Source organism: Christiangramia aquimixticola (genome assembly GCF_048285835.1).
Lineage (GTDB): Bacteria > Bacteroidota > Bacteroidia > Flavobacteriales > Flavobacteriaceae > Christiangramia > Christiangramia aquimixticola.
Genome location: NZ_JBLVTL010000006.1, coordinates 188,386 through 189,261, shown reverse-complemented (window position 1 = coordinate 189,261; position 876 = coordinate 188,386). Strand labels below are relative to the sequence as shown.

1 protein-coding gene is annotated in these 876 nt (G+C 41.3%); it reads right to left on the bottom strand.

The window, feature by feature from the left end:
• A partial coding sequence (locus ACNKXV_RS12785; RefSeq protein WP_417908128.1) for an HYR domain-containing protein occupies positions 1-876 on the bottom strand: 876 nt, incomplete at both ends.

Here is an 876-nt window from a genome sequence, read left to right as displayed (position 1 = left end):
ACAAGTGATTGCAGGGAGTTCATTGTCAATTACCGTTACATCAAAGGTACAGGTAGTATTAGCTGAATTTGAATCTCCATCATCTGCTGTTACCGTTACTGTAGTGGTTCCAGTGGGGAAGTTGTAAGGGAAACTTATAGGTCCACTAGGTATGCTATAAGATAAGGCTACCTCGGAATCACAATTATCTGTTGCTGTTGCAGTAAAGCTTAAGGTTGCATCGCACTCACTTGGATCTGTATTATAGAATGCAGCAGGAGTTGGACAAGTCACTACCGGAGCTTCATTGTCGATTACGACTACATCAAAGGTACAGGTATTATTAGATGAATTTGAATCTCCATCATCTGCTGTTACCGTTACTGTAGTTGTTCCAGTAGGGAAGTTGTAAGGGAAACTTATAGGTCCACTAGGTATGCTATAAGATAAAGCTACCTCGGAATCACAATTATCGGTTGCTGTTGCGGTAAAGCTCAAGGTTGCATCACACTCACCTGGGTCTGTATTATAAGAGGTAGCAGGGGTTGGACAAGTCACTACCGGAGCTTCATTATCGATTACAACTACATCAAAGGTACAGGTAGTATTAGATGAATTAGAATCTCCATCATCTGCTGTTACCGTTACTGTGGTTGTTCCAGTAGGGAAGTTATAAGGGAAACTTATAGGTCCACTAGGTATGCTATAAGATAAGGCTACATCTGTATTACAATTATCGGTTGCTGTTGCAGTAAAGCTTAAGGTTGCATCGCACTCACCTGCATCAACGCTATATGGATTAACCGGAGCCGGGCAGTTGGTTATAACTGGTGCTTCATCATCAATAACTGTTACATCAAAAGTACAGGTCGTATTAGCTGAATTTGAATCTCCATC